This window comes from Pseudomonas sp. FSL R10-1339 (genome assembly GCF_009600545.1).
Lineage (GTDB): Bacteria > Pseudomonadota > Gammaproteobacteria > Pseudomonadales > Pseudomonadaceae > Aquipseudomonas > Aquipseudomonas bubulae.
In genome coordinates this window covers 1-674 of sequence record NZ_WIVQ01000247.1, presented here as the reverse complement: position 1 = coordinate 674, position 674 = coordinate 1, and the positions used below count along the sequence as shown (strand labels likewise).

Annotated in this window: 1 pseudogene; it reads left to right on the top strand. The window is 56.5% G+C overall.

Annotated features, from left to right (window positions below):
* Positions 1 to 73: 73 nt before the first annotated feature.
* Positions 74 to 674 (top strand): annotated as a pseudogene (locus GHO03_RS24660) (IS5 family transposase); the annotation flags it as partial.

Sequence of the window (674 nt, the reverse complement as noted above, 5' to 3'; positions counted from 1 at the left end):
CTAGGCTCTGTACGTAAACCCAAGAAATACGATTTTCTGTAAAATACACCGCCATTAAAGCCAGGAGGCCAAGATGGCAAAGCGGTATGAACTCCCCGACGCAGCCTGGGATCTGGTTGCAGATATCTTCACCAAAAATCAGCGCACCGGGCGCCCTCGGGCCGATGATCGCCTGATGCTAAACGGTATTCTCTGGGTGCTTTGCTCTGGCGCAGCCTGGCGAGACATGCCCGAACGATTCGGCCCTTGGTCAACGATCTATCAACGGTTCCGGGGATGGCGTGATTGCGGAGCTTTTGATCAGATGCTCAAGCGTCTTCATATCCGATTGAATGAGCAGGGTTTGATTGACTTGGAAACATGGATGATCGACTCCACTGCCGTACGAGCAACCCGGGCCTCATCAGGTGCCGGGAAAAAAGGGGATTTGAAGAACCGCAAGACCACGCGCTCGGGCGCAGCCGGGGTGGCCTGACGACCAAGATTCACATGCTGTGCGACGCCAATGGTGTGCCTCTGCGTTTCCTGTTGTCAGGCGGACAAGCCAGCGATATAGCCTATGCCCAACCGCTACTCGATCAGGCTTGCATACCCAGCCTGCGCGGTCGCCCACGCAAGCGTTGCCGCTGGTTGCTGGCTGACAAGGGTTACGACGCTGAAGCGCTGCGCCAGTA